The sequence below is a fragment of the Hallerella succinigenes genome, assembly GCF_002797675.1.
Classification (GTDB): Bacteria; Fibrobacterota; Fibrobacteria; order Fibrobacterales; family Fibrobacteraceae; genus Hallerella; species Hallerella succinigenes.
Genome location: NZ_PGEX01000001.1, coordinates 1478161 through 1498707 on the forward strand (window position 1 = coordinate 1478161; position 20547 = coordinate 1498707).

Annotated in this window: 23 protein-coding genes; 19 read left to right on the forward strand and 4 right to left on the reverse strand. The window is 45.0% G+C overall.

Annotated features, from left to right (window positions below; all coding sequences use genetic code 11):
• Nucleotides 1-42: 42 nt before the first annotated feature.
• From BGX16_RS06670 to BGX16_RS06680, 3 genes are read left to right on the forward strand one after another with little or no spacing between them, the layout of a single operon-like run.
• Nucleotides 43-1206: an ABC-three component system protein gene (locus tag BGX16_RS06670; protein WP_100425351.1), complete on the forward strand. Its 1164-nt coding sequence runs from the start codon at nt 43-45 to the stop codon at nt 1204-1206.
• The gene (locus tag BGX16_RS06675; protein WP_100425352.1) at nt 1193-1831 is read left to right on the forward strand and encodes an ABC-three component system middle component 1; all 639 of its coding nucleotides are present in this window, start codon (nt 1193-1195) and stop codon (nt 1829-1831) included. The genes BGX16_RS06670 and BGX16_RS06675 overlap by 14 nt, the downstream gene beginning before the upstream one ends.
• Nucleotides 1824-2063 (forward strand): AAA family ATPase, encoded by a 240-nt coding sequence (locus BGX16_RS06680; RefSeq protein ID WP_100425353.1) that lies wholly within the window; start codon nt 1824-1826, stop codon nt 2061-2063. The genes BGX16_RS06675 and BGX16_RS06680 overlap by 8 nt, the downstream gene beginning before the upstream one ends.
• Before the next feature lie 68 nt (nt 2064-2131).
• Here BGX16_RS06680 and BGX16_RS06685 read toward each other — a convergent pair whose 3' ends face one another.
• On the reverse strand, nt 2132-3343 hold the full coding sequence (locus BGX16_RS06685; protein ID WP_100425354.1) for an IS4 family transposase: 1212 nt from the start codon (nt 3341-3343) through the stop codon (nt 2132-2134).
• Between the two features lie 153 nt (nt 3344-3496).
• Here BGX16_RS06685 and BGX16_RS06690 point away from each other — a divergent pair, with 153 nt between their 5' ends.
• On the forward strand, nt 3497-5131 hold the full coding sequence (locus BGX16_RS06690; RefSeq protein WP_100425355.1) for a hypothetical protein: 1635 nt from the start codon (nt 3497-3499) through the stop codon (nt 5129-5131).
• 4 nt (nt 5132-5135) lie between these two features.
• On the opposite strand, the gene BGX16_RS06695 is transcribed toward BGX16_RS06690, so the two are convergent.
• The gene (locus BGX16_RS06695) at nt 5136-6488 is read right to left on the reverse strand and encodes an IS5 family transposase (protein WP_198514820.1); all 1353 of its coding nucleotides are present in this window, start codon (nt 6486-6488) and stop codon (nt 5136-5138) included.
• 134 nt (nt 6489-6622) lie between these two features.
• Between BGX16_RS06695 and BGX16_RS06700 the strand changes: the two genes are divergently transcribed.
• From BGX16_RS06700 to BGX16_RS06750, 11 genes are all read left to right on the forward strand, one after another.
• Nucleotides 6623-7003, forward strand: coding sequence for a hypothetical protein (locus BGX16_RS06700; protein WP_157797917.1), 381 nt, complete (start codon nt 6623-6625; stop codon nt 7001-7003).
• A gap of 24 nt (nt 7004-7027) precedes the next feature.
• Nucleotides 7028-8479: a KAP family P-loop NTPase fold protein gene (locus BGX16_RS06705; protein ID WP_100425357.1), complete on the forward strand. Its 1452-nt coding sequence runs from the start codon at nt 7028-7030 to the stop codon at nt 8477-8479.
• 144 nt (nt 8480-8623) lie between these two features.
• Entirely contained in the window at nt 8624-8896 is a 273-nt protein-coding gene (locus tag BGX16_RS06710; protein WP_100425358.1) for a DUF4372 domain-containing protein, read from the forward strand.
• 168 nt (nt 8897-9064) lie between these two features.
• Nucleotides 9065-10606, forward strand: a complete 1542-nt coding sequence (istA, locus tag BGX16_RS06715) for an IS21 family transposase (protein ID WP_100424729.1) — start codon at nt 9065-9067, stop codon at nt 10604-10606.
• Nucleotides 10603-11379, forward strand: a complete 777-nt coding sequence (istB, locus tag BGX16_RS06720) for an IS21-like element helper ATPase IstB (RefSeq protein WP_100424728.1) — start codon at nt 10603-10605, stop codon at nt 11377-11379. The genes istA and istB overlap by 4 nt, the downstream gene beginning before the upstream one ends.
• An 83-nt stretch (nt 11380-11462) precedes the next feature.
• On the forward strand, nt 11463-12410 hold the full coding sequence (locus BGX16_RS06725) for an IS4 family transposase (protein WP_100425359.1): 948 nt from the start codon (nt 11463-11465) through the stop codon (nt 12408-12410).
• Between the two features lie 110 nt (nt 12411-12520).
• On the forward strand, nt 12521-13264 hold the full coding sequence (locus BGX16_RS06730; protein ID WP_100425360.1) for a hypothetical protein: 744 nt from the start codon (nt 12521-12523) through the stop codon (nt 13262-13264).
• Nucleotides 13265-13318: 54 nt separating this feature from the next.
• Nucleotides 13319-13600 carry a hypothetical protein gene (locus BGX16_RS06735; protein WP_157797918.1) on the forward strand — a complete coding sequence of 94 codons (282 nt, stop codon included), beginning with the start codon at nt 13319-13321 and terminating at the stop codon, nt 13598-13600.
• An 18-nt stretch (nt 13601-13618) separates the two neighbouring features.
• A complete protein-coding gene (locus tag BGX16_RS06740) occupies nt 13619-14545 on the forward strand; it encodes a nuclease-related domain-containing protein (RefSeq protein ID WP_100425362.1) in 927 nt (308 codons plus the stop codon).
• 132 nt (nt 14546-14677) lie between these two features.
• Nucleotides 14678-15241: a Panacea domain-containing protein gene (locus BGX16_RS06745; RefSeq protein ID WP_100425363.1), complete on the forward strand. Its 564-nt coding sequence runs from the start codon at nt 14678-14680 to the stop codon at nt 15239-15241.
• On the forward strand, nt 15241-15732 hold the full coding sequence (locus tag BGX16_RS06750) for a hypothetical protein (protein ID WP_100425364.1): 492 nt from the start codon (nt 15241-15243) through the stop codon (nt 15730-15732). Before BGX16_RS06745 ends, BGX16_RS06750 begins: the two co-directional genes overlap by 1 nt.
• A 25-nt stretch (nt 15733-15757) precedes the next feature.
• Here BGX16_RS06750 and BGX16_RS06755 read toward each other — a convergent pair whose 3' ends face one another.
• Entirely contained in the window at nt 15758-17017 is a 1260-nt protein-coding gene (locus tag BGX16_RS06755) for an AAA family ATPase (protein ID WP_198514877.1), read from the reverse strand.
• Nucleotides 17018-17234: 217 nt separating this feature from the next.
• Here BGX16_RS06755 and BGX16_RS06760 point away from each other — a divergent pair, with 217 nt between their 5' ends.
• The 4 genes from BGX16_RS06760 to BGX16_RS06775 all read left to right on the forward strand — a co-directional run bounded on the left by BGX16_RS06760 (nt 17235) and on the right by BGX16_RS06775 (nt 20327).
• A complete protein-coding gene (locus BGX16_RS06760; protein ID WP_157797919.1) occupies nt 17235-17660 on the forward strand; it encodes a DUF3392 family protein in 426 nt (141 codons plus the stop codon).
• Between the two features lie 34 nt (nt 17661-17694).
• Nucleotides 17695-18510, forward strand: a complete 816-nt coding sequence (locus tag BGX16_RS06765; RefSeq protein WP_100425367.1) for a lysoplasmalogenase family protein — start codon at nt 17695-17697, stop codon at nt 18508-18510.
• A gap of 427 nt (nt 18511-18937) precedes the next feature.
• A complete protein-coding gene (locus BGX16_RS06770) occupies nt 18938-19132 on the forward strand; it encodes a 4Fe-4S binding protein (RefSeq protein WP_100425368.1) in 195 nt (64 codons plus the stop codon).
• Nucleotides 19122-20327, forward strand: a complete 1206-nt coding sequence (locus tag BGX16_RS06775) for an NAD(P)/FAD-dependent oxidoreductase (RefSeq protein WP_100425369.1) — start codon at nt 19122-19124, stop codon at nt 20325-20327. Before BGX16_RS06770 ends, BGX16_RS06775 begins: the two co-directional genes overlap by 11 nt.
• A gap of 27 nt (nt 20328-20354) precedes the next feature.
• Here BGX16_RS06775 and BGX16_RS14595 read toward each other — a convergent pair whose 3' ends face one another.
• Nucleotides 20355-20495, reverse strand: coding sequence for a hypothetical protein (locus tag BGX16_RS14595; RefSeq protein WP_157797920.1), 141 nt, complete (start codon nt 20493-20495; stop codon nt 20355-20357).
• Between the last annotated feature and the right edge of the window lie 52 nt (nt 20496-20547).

Below are 20547 nucleotides of genomic sequence, written 5' to 3' on the forward strand. Positions count from 1 at the left end.
GTAAAGGTCTCACTTTAAGAAAATTATTAGCAAAGTAATAAAATGTCGATTATTGATAATACTGCCATTGGAAGCTGGTCAGGCTTCGTATATCAAGGTTTATGTGCATTATATCATTGCTTAAGACTTATAGAGTCAACTTCAGGCGGAATATGCCCTGATTATTTTTTGAACCTTGATTCATTTGAGGATTTTTCCATACTTGATGCAAATGATGATATTGTCAGTATGCATCAATGTAAAAATGAAAAAAAAATAAAGAATTATACTGATGAATTCAATAAAATGGTGGATAAGAAAAATGCATCCCCTAAAGCAATTCATGCAATCTTATATTTTCATACAAATAAAAATGTTAACGTAAATAGTCCAATTATTGCATATCAGTTTACGTCGACAGCAACTTTTTGTACGTCAAAAGATTTAATTCAATTAATAGAGGCTTTAGTAAAAAAGTTAGCTTGTTGCGATGAAGCTACATGTCAAAAAAAATCAGCATCTTTGTACAAGTTGATTGATGATAGGGTTCTGCAAATACATCAAATGTCATTTGGACTTGATTATCCATTGAGAGATGTTGCAAGAAGAGATCGGATTCCTTTGCAAGATATTTATGAAATTGTGCACAGAGAAGAAAAAATAATTTTACTTGATAAAAGTAGTATTGTTCAATATGCGAGAATTTGGTTGATTAACGATTTGCTTGAATTCTTGCAATTTGAAGAAGATGATATTTTAGAAAAGAAAATCAATGAGACTGTCACTAATATTCAACGCTTTGATGATGATTCTTTTTTTGATTTTTTAACTCGACTTCATCCTAGACAGAATTTTAATCAACGAGATGTTCGCTTGTTAGCAAATATCATTAATGAGGATACAAATTCGAGTGTTTATGAAGTTGTTTCCAAAACTCCAAAATTAAATGATGAATTAAACTGGATTTCTCCAAAAAAAGAAACTCCTGCAGCATTTTCGCGATCAATGCGCCCAGAACTCATTTGCAGTAAAATCTATGAAAATGCGCCAAATTTAAACGTCTTATATGAATATGATTGGCTTGTTGGAGACATCCAAAAAACAGTTCAAGATGTATGTAATCAGTATAGCATTTTTAATTATGTGCAAAAAAATGAAAGCAATATTTTTCATCAGAAAAAGGTTGGTCTTTTAAGCATCGAGGATAAAATTAATGGAAACTATTAAATCGTACATTGAAAAAATATTCAAGAGATATGGATATAAAACTCTGATAGCTAAGGATGAGTATTTAATATTATCAGGCCTAAATAATAATGATTTTTGGATTGTAACACATTCTTTTGATGTCAACAATCAGGATCTTTTTTTTAAGATTTGTGAAAAAGAAATCGAAGAAAAACGTTATGAAGCTTTTGAAAAAAATGTATCACTATTATATTTAAATGAGGTTGATTCAATTACAACAGAAATTCGGAATGAATCTGTAAAAATAGAAAATAATCCCTTTTATTTCAAAAAATATGTTTTACTTTATGAAAAAAGTGCTTGGGATGATTTGGCTACAAAGATATCAGATGATATAAACACCTGTCTTTTAAATCCCCTATATTTTGATGAATTGAAAACAGATAATTGCAGCCCATTTTCTCTGCTATATGAAATAGCTCATAAACTTCCTTTTTTTAAAATACAAGTCGAAAGTTCTGAAAATATTGAGGTGGAAAAGAATTTTTCCACAAGCAACGAACAAATAAATGATACGTATAAATGGTTGACTTCGTTAAAAAACGACAAAGACACAATTGAACATTGCATTGAAAAAGAATTGGAGGCAATTTCCAATGATTAATATTAAAATCCTGTCTATAGAAATGATTAATTTTAAGGGATTTGAAAATAAAACTATTTTTTTTAACAATGCGAATAGTGTGATTTTAGGCGGAAAAAATGGATTTGGGAAGACTACCATTTTTGATGCCGTGGAACTCGCTTTTACTAATCAAATAAAGCGCCTGTCAAATTACGAAGGGCTGCATGATAAAAAATTATTAGTGTCCGGAGAAAATTTTCAAAGCGTCTAGACCCCAGAATTTACGCGGTCTAGACTTTGATTTTGCCGTTGCAAGCCCCCTCCCTAGAAATTTGGACGCTACGATGGGCAAGGTGGATGCTGCAGCATGCGTTCCCAGTCCCTTGTGGGATGTTCAAAAAAGTCAAACATGTCAATGTAGAGCATCAGGATTATTCGCATCATTGTCGCAAGTCCGGAAAAGCTCCAGCGCCGTTCAAGGCTGCGCTGCACAAGGGTCAGGAGAAGGTTCGCGATGAGGGTTACCCAGATCTGGGTCTTGATGGCGTTCTCGCTTACCCCATAGAAGTAGCGCAGGGGAAAGTTCTGCTTAAGTTGCTTGAAAAGCGATTCGATCTGCCAGCGCCTTTGATAGATGGCGATAACTTCATCCACGCCGAGGTCGTGGCTGTTTGTCAGCAGCTGGACCTCCTGCTCCTTGCTCCCTCTCCTCGAAGTCTTGGTCTCGGTGTACGAGATAATCCGGGCCCTATGCGTTGTAGCGCCCTTGTGGAACACGACGTCCCTGACCGACCTGTTCCGGTACCTGCCATCGTCGAGCAGGACGCTCTCCGAGATCGTCTCGTAGGTCAGGTTTCTTTTCATCTTGGTCACGTAGGTAACGCCATGCTGCGTCAGATCCTCCAGCTTTTCATAGTCGATGTAGGCGCGGTCCATGGCGAGCACGTCGCCGTCGTCAAAGTCGCATGGCTTGAGCATGAAGCTGTCGTGGGTGGCCGCGGAAGTAAACTTGATGTCGCCGGGAACCCCCTCGTTCGCGCTGATGACTGTATGGACCTTTATGCCGCCTTTCTTCTTTCCAATTTTCGGGTCCCTGCCGACACCCCTGAAAACCAGGTTGGAGAACAGCGTCACCGTTGTGGAATCGATGATTTTGAGCCGTCCCAGCCATCCGGGCAGCCCGTTGAGGCGGCTGTCCGGTAAAAGTCGGCTTCTGTGCGCTCTTAGCAGGCTGAAATAGGTGTCCCCGAAGATGGACTCGCTTCTCTTCGCGTTGGCGTCCCCCAGCGTACTCCGCTTGGGCACGCAGCTCATCTGCAGGTGCGGCATTCTGCTCACGAATGTCAGCGCAGACGCCTCTATCTCCCGCAGGGAATCGAACCGCATCACGACCGCATAGAGCATCGAAAGCAGGTGAGTCCATGCGTCAAAGGACTTTCTGTAGCGTTCTCCGCCGGATTCCGTGCTGATTCTGAGGATTTCGTCCCTGTCGAGATACTTGCAGAGTTGCGCGAAGACCGGCTGTCCGGTAAAAAATGTACTTTTGGCCATAGCGTTTTGTTTCCCTTTGTTTTGTGGTAATTACAAGGTAAAAACAAAACGGGCAGGTTCTTCGTCTGAGGAGCCTGCCATTTTTATTTTTGGCTATATTTTTTATCGGACACTAATAATAAAAAATACAATTATAACCATGATACGGTTCCTTTGGCGTGGAATAGCGCGCTGCCTATTGTGAAGGTATGTGTAAAAACTCTGTTAAATGGAGAAATAGTTTTATTTTCCAGTGAATCAAAAACAAGTGAAATAAAGAATCCTCTTAATTTTTCTTCTTTTATTCAGAAAATTTGTTTAGAAGATGGAAGCTGCATTGCAAAAGAAAAAGAGCAGAGCATAAGAAAAATCTTGTCAAATTATAATTTGTTGAATTATGTAAGTCAAGAGGATGCAACAGCGTTTTTAAAATGTAAAGATGCTGAAAAAACAAGGATTATTGACTCTTTTTTCAATACAGATTGGATGGATGAATATATTGAAAAAGCCGAAAAAGCTCAAAAAATATTTAGTGTGAAGGAAAAACAGTTCGAGAAAGAAATAGATGGATTGCAAAAAGAACAAGCGACATTAAAAAAATCTGAAAGTCAATCCTCTTGCGAATACATTAAACTATGTAAATCAGATCAGCTCTGGGATATTGAAAATACTGCGCTGTCATACGAAGAGTATGATGCTTTTTTACGCAAAGACGGTGTTTTAGATAAAATTCAGGAATTCATAAAAAATCGGGATTTGTTTAATCAATGGAAATTGAATACAGAAATTCGAGAGATATTAAATCATCATGATTTAAACAATATTGTCTTTTATTCCTGGGCTCAGCGAAATAAGGCGAATATTCCTCGTATAAAAGAGTATAAAGATTTAATCAAGCCCTCAATAAGATCTTTTTCCGTTTCCCAAAGCAATATAGATTTTCTTGAATCAATAAAAAATTTTTTCACAGATATTGTCCGCAATGATGATATGGAAGAAATTCAAAATGCTTTTGAGATTCTTCGATCAACAGTCGAATCTGGAAATGAGTTGCAAAAAATCATTGTAAGGCTGCAAAATGCAAGAGAAGAAATAAATGAAATTATAAAAGGCGATGTCGTTTTAATTGCTCTTAATGAATGCCCGATTTGTGGTACGAATTTCAAAAGTCCAGAATTACTTATAGAACATGTGGACAAATATAAACCTGAATTTAAAACATCACAGGGCCTTCTTTACGACAATGCAAAAAAAATAGCGGACAAAATCCAAATTCTACTTGAAGAAAAAATTGTAAAACCAATAGAGTTCTTTTTTAATAAGGACAACTCCTTTGATATGTACGAGAGTTGTAAGAGTAAAAATTTAGATGATACAGCGACTCTTTTGAAAAGAATAAAAAAAATCCTCAAATTAGATGAAAATGTCGTTTTTAATGAAGAGTCATTACAAAATTTAATTATAGCTCCACTTGAAGCTAAAATAAAGGATGTTCCTGAAAATATAAACTTTGCAAGTATAAATAAAATATATGATACTTATGTAAAATATATTGAAGACATAAAGCTTAATTTGGATACAATTGAAAAGAAACGAAATTATCTTGCTTATTGTTGGAATAAATCTGAATCTGAGCGATATCAAAAATTATCATCTCGAATAAAACTCGCTCAAAAAAAATGTGAGTATTGTAAAAGTCAAATTCAGCATCTAAAAGTAATAAAAAATAATTTAAATGAAAAAAGAAAAGAACATTTGAAAAAGGTTGTGAGTGAAATAGAAATTTTATTCTATATAGTTGACCCTTAAAAAGTCACTTCGCGAGCGCAGGATAAGGAGGTTCGCCGTTTTTATTCACCCCTTCCCGGCAAAGGAAGCAACAGTATAGCCATTCCAACAGGACAAAAAAGCGCCTCATGGCCCTCTTGAAGTTGAACGCCGCTGCTGCAAGCTTTGCATTGAGCATGTCGCCAAAGATTCCCTTGTAGAAATTTCTACCCATACGGTGGTCGCTTTTCAGGTGGCCGTTGATAGGCTCGATGCCTGCCCTCTTGCAAAAAAGCTTGTGAGCCTTTTCCTTCTGGTAGTAAGTCGCGTTTTTCTTCGGGACGTCCGGTATCACGATCTTTGTCGTTCCGGATTCCTTTTGTCCGCGGTAGCCTCGGTCGCATGCGGCCTGGCTCGGCCTGAATCCAAGCATTTGTTCAACATGGTCAAGCGTATCGTCTATCGTATGTCCGTCATACTCGTCCCGGAACGAGACCGCGCCGACAATGATGCCGCTGTAGCTCCGGGCGATTGACACCTTGTTGCCGAACTCGTATTTCTTGTGTTCCTTGCCCTTGCCGATGCATTTTACTTCGGGTTCGTGAAGCGAATAGACCTTGTCCTTGTCGCATTTCTTCTGTGCCAGAACTTTTTTGAAAAGCTCGATTTTTTCTTTGTACGTGTTCAACAAGTTCTTGCTGGCGAGATTTCGCTCTAATTCACGGACGAGCCGTCCCGCGATTGTCTTCAGCCTGCGATCTGCCTTGTGAGCCTTCTTGCCGTTCTTCGGGTGATTGCGGAAACGCTGGTCACGATGGACCTTCTTCAAGGTTCTCTTGTAGGACTGTCTTTGCGGAAGATCATGCTCTTCCACGATCCTCTGTACCTGTTCTATTATCTTGTTCGCAAGTTTGGCGTCTGTAGGGAACGTGATGTTCTTTTCCTGCACGGTCGTGTCAAGAAAGACCGTGCCGCATCCTGTCGGTCCTTGTTTATCGTGGTCATCGTTGACGAGGATACTTTCCTTGAGGATCATGTCCATGCCCGCTTCGCCAATCATGTGCCGGAAGTGAACAAGTTCGCTCGGGTCGCAGGGTTGCTCCGTCGAGAAGAACCGTTCTCCGCAAAAATACTGGTAATAGGCGTTTTCCTGAAACTGCTCCACGACGGACTCGTCCGATACGTTGCGGATGTGCTTCAGGATGATGAGCCCGGTCATGAGACGGATCGGCTTGTTCGGCGCACCCATTTTGTCGTCAAACCGTTTCGAAAACTCGGTCTCGAACTTGTTCCAGTCAATCTTGTTCGCGAGAACGTAGAGGGAATGCTTGTGGTTCAACTGCTCCTCAAGGGAACAGAAAAGGCTTGTCTGTGCGTGGGATTTTGGCGGTCTGTACATAAAAAATTGCAAGGTTTTCAATCATATTTTAGAAAACCTTGCAATATTTTCACAGGGTAGAAATCAGTTTTTCCCAATAGTTATGCGGGCTGGGCGGGATTTTAAGGGACGACTATATATATACAGGACGAATCATGCAAGATAACTTTTATGGCAGAGGTTTGTTCATGAAATATAGTCCTGATCAAAAGAGGGTTCTGTTTGTTACCGAATACAAATCTGATGTAGACGCGCTTTATAATTTGAGTTCGGGTCAGCTGGTTGCTGTTATTTTTTCATTTATTTTGTCACTAAATCAATTGTATAGTAAAGTCAATTTGTTAGCAATTGATGATCCAATCCAAACTATTGATGATATCAATGTTTGGGGATTTACTGAAACATTACGTCATTCTTTTAGCGACCTCTTTTTGTTGCTCTCAACACATGAAGAACAATATTCTTCATTAATTCGCTATAAGTTTGATAAGAAAGGAATGGGACCGATACCTATTAATATGGCAGACGAACACTAAATGTGATTGTATAGGAAGGTTTATATGGTAGATGAATTTGATGAAATGCTAAAAGAATATGTGAAATCCAAAAATGGGGATTCCGTAAAATCAAAAGATTTACTAAAAAGAGATGTGGTCGTTAATGATATTTGCGATATTATACGCGAACGCAGAGCATCCCGTTTAGGTGCTGCCATAGCTTTGGATGGTGAATGGGGTTGTGGAAAAACCTTTATTTTACGGCAAATCGAAGAAAAATTAAAGAATGAATTCCTGATATTTCATTATGATTCTTGGGAAAATGATTTTTACGAGGAGCCTTTAGTTGGAATTTTAACGGTTTTTGCAAATTCTTTGAATAAAAAGGAGCGTGACAATCCTGATGTGCAAAGAAAAAAATATTATAAAGCAATGCGAAAAGTTTTTTCTTTGGTAGCAAAGGGACTTGTAAAAAAGTACACATCCATTGATATTAATGCAATCAATTCTGCAATAGGAGATGTTAAGACTATTTATGGAGAGCCTTATATTGATTTAAAGGCGTTTAATTCTTTTTTGGGTGTGCGAGAAACAATCGATCGTGTTAATGATATGCTTTGTTCGTATATGGCATATGAACATAAATACATACTTTTTGTTGTAGATGAATTAGATCGTTGCCTTCCTAATTACGCACTGAAAGTTTTGAACAGATTGCATCATATCTGTGCGGATGCTCCCATAATTCAATTGCTGGCGATGAATAAAAAAGAATTGTATGGAAATATCTGTGATGCTTTTGGTCGTTCAAAGAATGATGAATCATTTTTTGCAGAAAAATATCTTGATCGTTTTGTTACGAGTACATATAAAATTGATAATGGTTTTATTGCATCTAATTTGATAGAACCTTGGGAAAAACTTGCAGGAAATATAGATGAAGCGGTTGTTTCAAAACAATTTGCTCAAGTATTCTGTCATTCAGTTTTATCACAAATTCCTATTAGGGAATGGAAACGAATTATAGATAAGGTCTGCTTATTGCACAATAGAATTGTAAATGTTATTGGTGATGATGTGAAAATATCATTGGCTTTACTTTGTGCAGAGCTAATGGAATTTTTAAATAGGTTATATTATAAAAAAGAGTATATATGGAATTTCGAATGGTATCCAGAAATGGATTATAACGAAGAGGTCGATGAACATTACGAAACTGGCAATTATTTTTATACAATGATTGTTGTGAACTACAAAAAAGATGATGATTGGAAATATAAAAGTTTTGTCGAAAGTGTAGCGCGGCTATTGTCTTCTCCATATAGAAAACCTGAAGATGGAAACTGTTTTCATATAGAACTTAATAAAGAGGCCGATTGTATAAAGGCTCTATTTGCAAAACCTTCTGATTATCCTGATCACGAACATTTTGTATTTGATAGTGACAATGATGTATATAAGGCTGATAGTAGAATTTTGGCGAGTTTTGTAGTAGATCTTCGTAAGATTGTTTAAACATCATCAAAGGAAAATAAATTTATTATTAGTGTCCGGTAAAAAATATAGCCAAAAATAAAAATGGCAGGCTCCTCAGACGAAGAACCTGCCCGTTTTGTTTTTACCTTGTAATTACCACAAAACAAAGGGAAACAAAACGCTATGGCCAAAAGTACATTTTTTACCGGACAGCCGGTCTTCGCGCAACTCTGCAAGTATCTCGACAGGGACGAAATCCTCAGAATCAGCACGGAATCCGGCGGAGAACGCTACAGGAAGTCCTTCGACGCATGGACTCACCTGCTTTCGATGCTCTATGCGGTCGTGATGCGGTTCGATTCCCTGCGGGAGATAGAGGCGTCTGCGCTGACATTCGTGAGCAGAATGCCGCACCTGCAGATGAGCTGCGTGCCCAAGCGGAGTACGCTGGGGTGATTATTCCGGCGTACTTTGAGCCACCAGTCCGGTGCTAGAGAGCCACCCTTCCGGAAAATGCGGAGCCACCGTTCCGGTCGAACAGAGCCACCCCACAAACGGTCAAGAAAAACTCTATAATGGGATAGCCCGTCGCAATGTCGCGACGGGTTTTCCAATGGAGGTCACATGACCAAATACCGCGAAATCCTCCGGCTGAAGCATCTCGGCTTCAGCGAGAGGAACATCGCAAGGACGGCGGGCGTATCCCGCAACACGGTGAAACGTGCCGTGGAGGCGGCGAACGCGGCCAGGATCGACTGGACGCATGCCGAAAGCATGGACGACGCGACAATCGAGAAGGCGCTCTTCCCCGACAGGAAACCGGCACAGCCGAGCCACTCGATAGACTTCGAGTACATCCGCAAGGAGCTGCTCCGGAACGGCGTGACGAAGAAACTGCTTTGGACCGAATACTGCGAGAGCTGCCGGCTCTGCAACCGCGAGCCGCTCATGTACTCGCAGTTCTGCCACTACATCCAGCAGGAGGAACAGAAACGCAGGGCGACAATGCGCATCCCCCGCCGCCCCGCGGAAACCGTGGAGGTGGACTGGGCCGGGGACCCGGCGCACGTCATCGACCCGGACACGGGTGAACTCATGGACGCCCACCTGTTCGTCGCGACTCTGCCGTACAGCCAGTACACCTACGTGGAGGCGTTCACCGACGAGAAGACGAGGAACTGGATCAGGGCGCACGTGCACATGTACGACTACTTCGGCGGGGTGACCACGATGCTCGTGCCCGACAACTGCACGACGGCGGTAAACCACTCCCGCAGCGACTGGTACACGGCGCAGCTGAACCGGACCTACGGCGAGATGGCGGAACACTACGGGACGGCCGTCGTCCCTGCAAGGGTGCGCCACCCCAAGGACAAGGCGAGCGTCGAGGGCAACGTCGGCAAGATATCCTCGTGGATAACGGCCGCGCTGCGCGACGAGGAGTTCTTCTCGCTCGCGGAACTGAACGAAGCCATAAGGGAACGGCTGGAGACGTTCAACGCGCGCCAGTTCCAGAAGAAGGAATGCAGCAGGCGGGAAATCTTCGAGAGCGAGGAACGCCCCCTGCTGAAGCCCCTTCCCGCCACACCCTTCGAAGTGGCGGAGTGGAAAACGTCGACGGTCCAGTTCAACTACCACATCGCCCTGGACGGGATGTACTACTCCGTACCCTACCAGTATATAAAAAAACAGGTGGAATCGCGCCTGACCGACACCGCCGTGGAGGTCTTCTACGGGCACGAACGCATCGCGAGCCACGCGCGGCTGCGCGGAAGGCCCGGCCAGTACTCCACGGTGAAGGCGCACATGCCCGAGGGCCACCGGGAATACCTCGAGTGGGACGGCGACCGGTTCCGCCGCTGGGCTTCCGGGATAGGCGAAAAGACCGCCGCCGTGATAGACGCCCTGCTCAGGGCGGGGAGCGTGGAACAGCAGTCGTACAGGGCGTGCATGGGAGTGCTCAAGCTCGGCAAGCGCCACGGCGAGGCGATGCTGGAATGGGCCTGCGGCAAGGCGCTCGGGTTCACGAGCCGGCCCAGCTACAAGAACATCCGCGACATACTCCAGTACGGGAAGGGGAAGTCCGCAAGCCCGCCGCCTACCGAAGCACGGCGGCCCGCCCGCGGAATCACTCGCGGAGCCAGGAACTACGGAGGCGAAAGATGAGCGTCAGCACGACAATCGACAAGCTGGTGGAGATGCGCATGACGACCATGTCGGAGATGTTCAGGAACCAGCAGAACGACCCGAAAATGAAGGACGTCCCCTTCGAGGAGAGGTTCGCCATGCTCGTGGACGCCGAACACGCCAGCCGCAAGAGCCACGCCTTCGAACGGCTCGTCAAGAAGGCCGAGCTCGAGCAGAACGACGCGGGAGTCGCTACGATCGACTACCACTCGGGACGCAAGCTGAACAAGGCGCTGATCCAGAAACTCGCCAGCTGCGAGTACATATCGCAGTGCCGCAACATCTTCATCACGGGCGCTACCGGAAGCGGCAAGACGTATCTGGCCTGCGCGTTCGGGATGGAGGCCTGCAAGCGGTTCTACTCGGTAAGGTTCACCAGGCTGCCCGACCTGCTGATGGACCTGTCCGCCGCGGAAGACAGGCACGCCCTCGAAAACGCGTTGCAGAAGTACACCAAGCCGACGCTCCTCATCATCGACGAATGGCTGCTGTTCAAGCTCCGCGAGAACGAGGCCAGGTTGCTGCTGGAGGTAATCCACAAGAGACGCAAGAAATCGTCGACCATATTCTGTTCCCAGTACGAGGAAAAGGACTGGTACAACCAGATATGCGACGGCGAAAGCACCCTTGCTGACGCCATCATGGACCGGATATCGTTCGACTCGTACAAGATAAACATCGAGTACATCGACAAGTCGGTTGACAAGTCCATGAGGGAAGTGTATGGGCTGAACCCGTCGGAAGCCCAGTAGGGCAAAAAACAGGTGGCTCCGTCAGGCCGGACTAGTGGCCCTCACTTCTCCGGACTGGCGGCTCCGCCGCTCCGGAATAATCACTGGGGGACGCCAACGCGAAGAGAAGCGAGTCCATCTTCGGGGACACCTATTTCAGCCTGCTAAGGGCGCACAGAAGCCGACTTTTACCGGACAGCCGCCTCAACGGGCTGCCCGGATGGCTGGGACGGCTCAAAATCATCGATTCCACAACGGTGACGCTGTTCTCCAACCTGGTTTTCAGGGGTGTCGGCAGGGACCCGAAAATTGGAAAGAAGAAAGGCGGCATAAAGGTCCATACAGTCATCAGCGCGAACGAGGGGGTTCCCGGCGACATCAAGTTTACTTCCGCGGCCACCCACGACAGCTTCATGCTCAAGCCATGCGACTTTGACGACGGCGACGTGCTCGCCATGGACCGCGCCTACATCGACTATGAAAAGCTGGAGGATCTGACGCAGCATGGCGTTACCTACGTGACCAAGATGAAAAGAAACCTGACCTACGAGACGATCTCGGAGAGCGTCCTGCTCGACGATGGCAGGTACCGGAACAGGTCGGTCAGGGACGTCGTGTTCCACAAGGGCGCTACAACGCATAGGGCCCGGATTATCTCGTACGCCGAGACCAAGACTTCGAGGAGAGGGAGCAAGGAGCAGGAGGTCCAGCTGCTGACAAACAGCCACGACCTCGGCGTGGATGAAGTTATCGCCATCTATCAAAGGCGCTGGCAGATCGAATCGCTTTTCAAGCAACTTAAGCAGAACTTTCCCCTGCGCTACTTCTATGGGGTGAGCGAGAACGCCATCAAGACCCAGATCTGGGTAACCCTCATCGCGAACCTTCTCCTGACCCTTGTGCAGCGCAGCCTTGAACGGCGCTGGAGCTTTTCCGGACTTGCGACAATGATGCGAATAATCCTGATGCTCTACATTGACATGTTTGACTTTTTTGAACATCCCACAAGGGACTGGGAACGCATGCTGCAGCATCCTCCTTGCCCATCGTAGCGTCCAAATTTCTAGGGAGGGGGCTTGCAACGGCAAAATAAAAGTCTAGACCGCGTAAATTCTGGGGTTTAGACGTTTTGAAAATTTTCTCCGGACACTAATATAAATTTATGCTAGGTGCAATTATCTCGGCTTCGGCAGCCATTATTGGTGTTTTAATTGGTGTGCTTTCTACACATTTTCTTCATTATGTAAATCGCAAATCCGAAGAACGAAAAATCATAAATGAGTCTATACATTATTTGACTGAACTTTTTTTCTTGGTGAATCGATTGAATAGTGAGAAAATGCTTGACGCCTATTTGGATTGCTATTTTTCGGAAGTAAGAAAACTCATTCCTGCAATAGATGAAAAATCTATTGAAACAGCTAAAGCTCAATTCTATCCGCAACTGAAAAAGGTGATAGTTCCTCTGTCTCAAAAGCAAACCTTTGAAAAGTTAGAGGAAATGAATGAGGGCTATTTATCTATGTTGGAAAAACTAGCTACGGTTTTGCCAATAGATGCATTCCATTTGAGAGGCAAGAATAATCTTAAGAGTCTCTTGGACTTACTGACGGAATATTTTGAAGGTATTAGATCCGCAGACTTTGACAAAGAAGAAATAGCAGAAAAGATTGTGAATCAAATGCAATCAACTATAACAAAATCGCTTGTTGCAGAATATACGGATGATATAAGGAAGGAATTGCTTGTATTGCTTAGAAAGACAGACCGGTATAATCGTAAGACTGGTGAGAATGCGATAAATTCTATAGAAACAACAATACTTACTGAAAAAGAAAAAAGTGAAGTCAAATCATACATCATTGGTATGTTGAATCTGATGCCCCTAATGCAAGGAAAAAATTAGCACTTATCTTCCCCCATGTCCTCCCCGTTCCTTACAATTCCTCGCGCGCGAAGCATGATTTGGCCTGGTTCCCAGCAGACCATGGGCGAGCTTTTGGACCAAGACAAGCTGACTTGCAAAATGCTACGCCAGGCGTCTGCCAAGGCGGAAAACGAGCAGGTCCGCAAGGCGGCCGAGGTTCTCCTTGTCGATAGGGAACGCAAAATCCGCGAATATATCGACGGCGGCAATCTCCCCAGGAATATTGACGAGGCTGTCGCTGTCAAGGTTGCGGATAACGGCGGCTGGGCGACTATTAGGGAACTGTGGTATAGGCATAACGGCTGCATGGATTGAAACCGCCTGCATTCGCTCATGGGCGAAACCCAGAGCGCCCAGATTCGCTCGGCTTGCGTCATTCTGCTGGGTTACCATTATCAGGTTGAACGCCAGAAGATTCTGGACGGCAAGGGCCCGCTGCTGGAGACTTCTCCAAAGAGTTCGTATCTGCTGCGCAAAACGGAACGTTACCTTATAAGGGAAGGTCTCGTGATTGGCGCTGCCTTTGGGCTCTGCATTGCATACTTGTTGTGGTATGCATACAAGGCGTTTTTCGTGTATGATTATTCGTCGCTTGCCGATTTGAATTGGCTTGCCTGGATGATTGTCGTCGTTGGTGCGGTGCTCATGCTTGTTGCAGGCTATTTTGTAATCATAAGGCCCCTCGACAAGATTATCAATTATCTCGATTCCAAGATTGCGTCGTTCAAGAAGGGGTTCGAGGGCGAGGACCACGTTGTCGATGCCCTGAGGGAATCGCTGGACGGCAGTTGCCATATTTTCAGGAATCTGCATTTTAACGGCCGCAAGGAAGATATCGACATCGCTCTTGTTTCGCCGTGGGGCGTGTTTGCAATCGAGGTGAAAAACCGCTTTGGGACTTTTGAATATTCCGGCTCCGATTTCTACGAGAAGCGGAAAGGCGGATACGAGAAAGTCGCTGACGATTCCAACCCGATTAAGCAGGCGAGGCGCAATGCCGCGGCCTTGAAGGAATTCCTTGACCCCGATTTCAACCGGAACAAGGAACATGCGTTCGTCGAGCCGATTGTCGTGTGGGCGAACCCCGAAATAAAGGTGTACCGCAAAAAGCCGGCGGATTCCCAGGACCCGCACAGCCAAGAAACCAAGTGCTGGCGAATCGAGGATCTTTCCTTTGAACTGGATTCCATCCGCTGCAAAAAGCTCCTTTCCGAAAAGGCCCAGCGCGAGATAATAAAGAAACTGGAAGGTTGCTATTGAGTTTTTTTCAAAAAAAATGCGATTTTGTCAGTTTGTGACATGTGAAATTATGTATTTTTGGGGTGAAAATGCGTTTTTGTCACGCTGTAAGGTTTGACAAACGTCGTTTTAACTCTATCTTTGTGGCGTAAAATGAAGACTCTAGAGCAAATACAGAAAATAGAGAATGTAATACTGTATGTATTGCAGAAGTTTGATGACGGCGTGGACTACATCAAGCTTTTCAAGATTATCTATTTTGCCCAGAGGGATTACCTGTGCCGTTTTGGCAAGACTCTCATCCCGGAAACATTCAAGGCCAGGATGCATGGCCCGATTCCGACATTGACTGACAAGGTCATAAAGAATGTTGAAGATGGGGTGGGTGACGATTTTCCCGATTTGAAGGAGTTCATGGAGTCCATCAAGGTTATCGACCAAAAGGTCTATGCCTTGAGAAAGCCGAATCTGGATTTTATCGCAAAGAAGGAACGCGAGTGCCTCGACAAGTGGTTTGATTACTGCAAAGACAGAAGGTCCTATGACCTGTCCGAGGAATCTCACGATGATGTTTACCATAATGTCGTTGCAAGGTCCAAAAAGGATCCTCAGCAAGACATTATGACGAACATTGACATTGCGATGTCCGGTCACGCTTCCGACAAGATGATCGAGTATATTCGCGAAAAAGAACTTCTTGTCGCTGAGCTTGCATAGTGGAAGATAAAGACGGAGTTCTCGCCAAACTTCATGAAGAAGTTTGTATCGTAAAGTCTGCCGAAGACTTGTCTGTTGGCGATATTATCTATGTGGAATTGGATCAGGCCGATGGCATTAACACCCAAGGGTATCCTACTAGGCTGAAATATGTGGTCGTATCTGGTGCCAAGTCGGATAGAAAACAAATTGCTGCGGTTCTGATAAATTCAGAAAACGATTATTCCAGCGATCCCGAATGGCAAAAAGAACAGTATTTGCTTTCTCAAAAAAACTACGCCAATTTTTTGGAATACGACAGCTGGCTGGACTGTTTTGAAATTAAAGAGCTCAAAGTCCGCAAGATTGTTGCAAGGAAAGCCGAAAAGAAAGGTCGCCTGAACACTTACGACCTGTGCATCATGATGCAGAAATTGAAAGATTCAGAGTTCATTGATGAACACCTGAAGAAAGTGTATGGGATAAATTCTTTCGAAGTGCCGGAAGTATAGGTGGAAAGTTTCATTCAAGAAGTTTTTACGACTTAAAATTAAACAGCGGCACGCCGCCATAGCGTCCTTCGAGATACGCCTTGTCTATTTTCTTGTCAAAGCGTTCGTTGTATTCTTCCAGCGAGTAGATGTTGCTTGCTCCGCTCTGGTCTTTGTCGACAAACCAGATTTCGTCACGACGCAACAAATCAAAGTCCATCAGACGTGATTCATGGGTGGTTACAATTAATTGGACGTTGCGGTTCTTGGAATATTCAAAGAACGCCTTCACGAACTGATACGAAAGGCATGGATGCAGGCAACGGTCCAGTTCATCGATAACATAAGTCTTGCTGGATTTGGAAAGCAATATTTCTAGGAGGTCGAAAAGACGCGCGGTGCCGTCGGATTCTTCGGCCATCTTGAACAAGGTTGCATTCTGGAAGTTATGCTTGAACTGGATGGAATACGCCTTGTCCCGTTTCCCGCGTTCCATTTTCACGACGAAGATTTCATTTCTATCCCTGATGAAAATGTCGTTCTTGGGAGTATTACTCAACTCCATCTGTTTTTCCATATCTTGGAGCCAATGTGGCGGAATGAACGGAGCGACTTTTTCCAGGGGAACCTGAACGGACTTGACATCTTCGATTCCAGTGCCGAATGCCTTTAGCAGTTTCGAAGCTTGACAAAGAGCCTCTTCGTTTGCAAGGAATGAAGAAGTCGAAAGCGGGTTTGCTGGGAAGTTGATGTCCAAGTTGCGCACGATCCAGTTGAATGCTGAACGCAGAACTTCTGCCTTGGGGTTGGTCTTGTAAAAACCAGCCATGGTGCGGTTGATGAAATTCAAAAACAGGCCATTGCTTCCGGCAAAGCTAGAAACCAAGACTTTTAGCATTTCGTTCTTTTCGAGCGGTCCGCCAAATATGTATTTGTGCTGAGCGTCCTCTTTTTTGAAGAGATACTCTTCCTTAGTGGGGCTTAGTTTGCAAAGCCATTCCGAAACAAAAACTCCGGTGCTTAAAATGACTTCAAAACCATACGCAAAAACTTCGTCATCGATGGTAAATTCAGCTTCAAAGTAGCTAGGCTTATCTTTGTTGCTGGAATCGTTTTTGCAGTACATATCGGACGCTTGCATTGGGAAGGCGCCAATCAAGGCGCAGTCCCTATAAAAAGCCATCGCCTTAATCAGGTTGGATTTCCCTGCCGCGTTAGCGCCGTAAATAGCGGCAAACTTAAGAAGGTTCTGCTTATCGGTCTTGAGAATGTGGTCTTCTTTGCTACGGACTTTCCCGGGAATCATCGAAAATTCCTGGCTAGAAGTATCGTGGGTTGCACGATCTTCTGAATCGAAAGAGAGGAAATTCTTAACATTAAAACGTATCAGCATATCTTCCGTCCGCGTTTAGTTGTGAAAATTTCTCTTTTATATCATTTAATTTAACAAAATCGCAAACAAAAAGCAGATACGAAAGTGAAAAAATCACTTTTAACTCTGTTTTTTTTTAGTGAATTTTTAAGTGAATTTTGAAGAAAAATGCAAAATAGTTTTTTCAGATAGAAGAACATCCTGTATTACCCATGTCCCCCCGCTCTCCCCTCGAATATTTATATTCCTAGCCATGCAGCCCTACATTCACCAGTTTGCCAATTTTTTGCGTTTGCACATGGATTCCATTTCGGTGGGTCTTGTGGCCACTTTTTTGATTATTTACGGTGGAAAAATCAACGGGTATTTTAAGAAGATTACAAAGAGCATCCCGTTTGTGGCGCGCTTTGCCTTGTTTGTGGTTTTGTGCAGCGCGGGCTATGCGTTTTTGACGTCCCAGATGGTGAAGTATTTGAAAACTTTTTTACGTGTTCAACCGGACTTGCCGTTAATCGGGATCATTGCCGGAGCCTTTCTTGTGCTAGCGTTTCTTGCTAGAAGCGGCAAGGATATTTAGGTTTAGATTCAAAAAATGGATGTAAGGAGGGAAGATGAATGCATCTATAAAAATGAAGATTGTATACATCGTTTTGACTGTATTGATGGTAACTTTCTTTGTTCGGGACTGGTATGTTTATCTGGTGGGCTGCGGAGCCGTGGAACAGTGCTTGCAAGATTCGAGCCATTACCAGAATTATGCAAAGTTTGCCGTGACGCTGATTGTAACGATCGTGACTTTTTCCATTGGAAAAAATCAAGTTTCGCCGCAGGATCGTAAGTTTTTGCAGGCTGGATTCGTGATGGCGCTCTGTGCAGATTTTTGCCTTAAGATTTTGCACAACGTAAGCGCACTTTTTAAGCACAGCTCGGATTATACGCTTCTCGGAATCTGCTTCTTTATGGTTGTGCAAGCTTTGTTCATTTATCGTCATAGTCGAACGTCCGATGAAGACTACCATTTCCCTTGGATTCTCTTTGTTCCGTTCGGGGTGATGTTCGTGTCGAATGCCGCGTTGATTTTTACGCTGGGAAATTCTGTAAATGCAGAACCATTGACCTCGAATCCTGCGCTTGTGCCGATCATTGCGACTTACGGAACTTTTTTAATTTGTTCGTTGATCGTGGCTTGCAAGGCTCCGAAAGTCGGGTATTTTCCCGTGCACAATGCGACGCTCATTAAACGCGGCATGATCCTGTTCTTTTGCTGTGATGCGTGCGTGGGAATTTCCCTGGCGACAGGCCCGGATTACAGTGTTCAGGAGCATGTGGCGACCATTGCGAATAATTTTGTGTGGTATTTTTACACGCCGGCTTTGATTCTGCTAGCCCGCAGCGGATTTAAATCGGCGAATTTGGAACATTCGTAAAAGCGGAACGATTCGTTCTAAAAATGGAAAGAAGCTCCTTGGCTCGGGGTCTTCTGTTTCTAAAAAACTTTATGTCTGCGACGTGGGCTCTTTGGGAATTCGAATCCTCGCAATGACAGTTCTTCGTCCAGTATCATTGCGAGTGAAGCGAGGCAATCTTCCTCTTCTGCGAAAGAGACGACTGTAATAACGGAAATGCAGTTCCACAAGGTGAATTGGAACGGACCTGTCCCAGTCTTTAACGTGCAGGGGCGCTTCTTAGGAAGTGAGACTCCGCGGATAGCGGAAAATCGGAAGCGTTCTGCGGGAAAAATTCGAAAATTCGGGCGTGTATTTGGTACGTCAGGGCGACTATCTACTACGAGTGCGTATAAAGTAGCGCGTCGGATTGGATCCGCGGTCGACAAAAAGCTATATTGTGAATTATATGAAGAAGCTTGTCCATGATCGCGAAAAGTGCCTCGAATGTGCGGGCTGTGTCGGAGTATGTCCGTTTGGCGCGCTCGACATGTTTGGACTGGATTTGCAAATCGATGCAGAAAAGTGCAAACGTTGCGGTCTCTGCACGCGCGCCTGCCCCGTCGGGGCTTTAAAACTCAAAGAGGTCGGCGATGCTCGATAACGAATATGATGTTGTTGTGATTGGGGCGGGCCCTGGCGGATCTGTTGCAGCACGTAATCTGGCTCGCTTTGGGTATAAAACTCTGCTACTAGAAAAGCGTGAACGTATCGGCTATCCGGTGCGCTGCGGAGAGGCGAGTACAAACCTTGCCGATTTAGAGACCTACGGCCCGATCGATGAAGACTGCATTGAAACGATTATCAACGGTCTTTTTATTTACGGTCCGGACGGGGTGAATATTGAAGTTCCCAAGCCGAATATGGGCTTGATGTTGAACCGCCTCAAGTTTGATCCATGGCTTGCGCACCTTGCTGCAAACGACGGTGTGGAAGTGGTAACCTGCGCCCGTGCGACTTCGGTCAGCGAAGTGCAGGGCGATTGCCGCATTGTCTGCGTTTCGCTGGGGCAGGGCGACGGCAACGGTAAAGTAACGGAAACTTCGACACAGGAAATCCGTGCGAAGATGGTCGTCGGTGCCGATGGCGTTGAAAGTCAGATCGGTCGCATGGTGGGCCTCAAGTCCGGCCAGCTGCCGAATTTGACCTGCACCGGCGTCGATATAGAAGTCAAGGGGCTTTTGACAAAACCGGATTATTTGACCTTTTGGCAGGGACACGATTTTATCAATGACGGTTACATTTGGAGCTTCCCCAAGCAGCGTTCGGATGTGACAAATTTTGGCGCGGGCTTCATTGTGCCGAACAAGCCTGGTCCAAACATTTACGAAGTCACGCTCGAATGGCTCGAAAAACTTTTCCCGGGTGCGAAGATCAACCACACGGTCGGCGGACTCGTTCCGGTTTCGGGATTCTTGAAACAGTACACGCTGGATCGCTTCGCTCTCGTCGGCGACGCAGCGCATCACACGAACCCGCTTACGGGCGGCGGAATTGCGGCCGCCATGCGTGCCGGTCGCTTCTGCGCACAGCGGGTCGATGAAGGTTTCAAGGCTCACGACTTAAGCCAAAAGTTCTTGCAGGGTTACGAAAAGCACTGCTACAGCTACTTCGGTCGCATGCATGACTTTGAACTCAAATTCCGCAAGTTCCTGCTTGCGCTGAACAAGCCGGACCAGATCGAACTTTACAAGGTTCTGCAAGGCTTTGCACTCAGTGGATACAAAAAACGTGCCTTCCTCAAAACGCCGATTCAGACGACCAAGTATCTGTATCGCTTCCTCAAGTTCAAGGGTTAATTCAGTTAGACGAAGTTCTGGGCGGCGCTAGAAACATCGTTGAAGAATGTGGGCCGTCTTTTGATGCGAATTTTTCGGATCGAGAATCTGTAAAAGATTGGCTCCCAGAATGTAGCCGAAGCTTGCGTCTTTCAAGTGCGGAATTTCTGGGATGGAATCGGACTGCATCCGGGTTCCTGGCCTCTTCGTGTTTTTAAACATTCGTTCAAAAGGTTTTTGC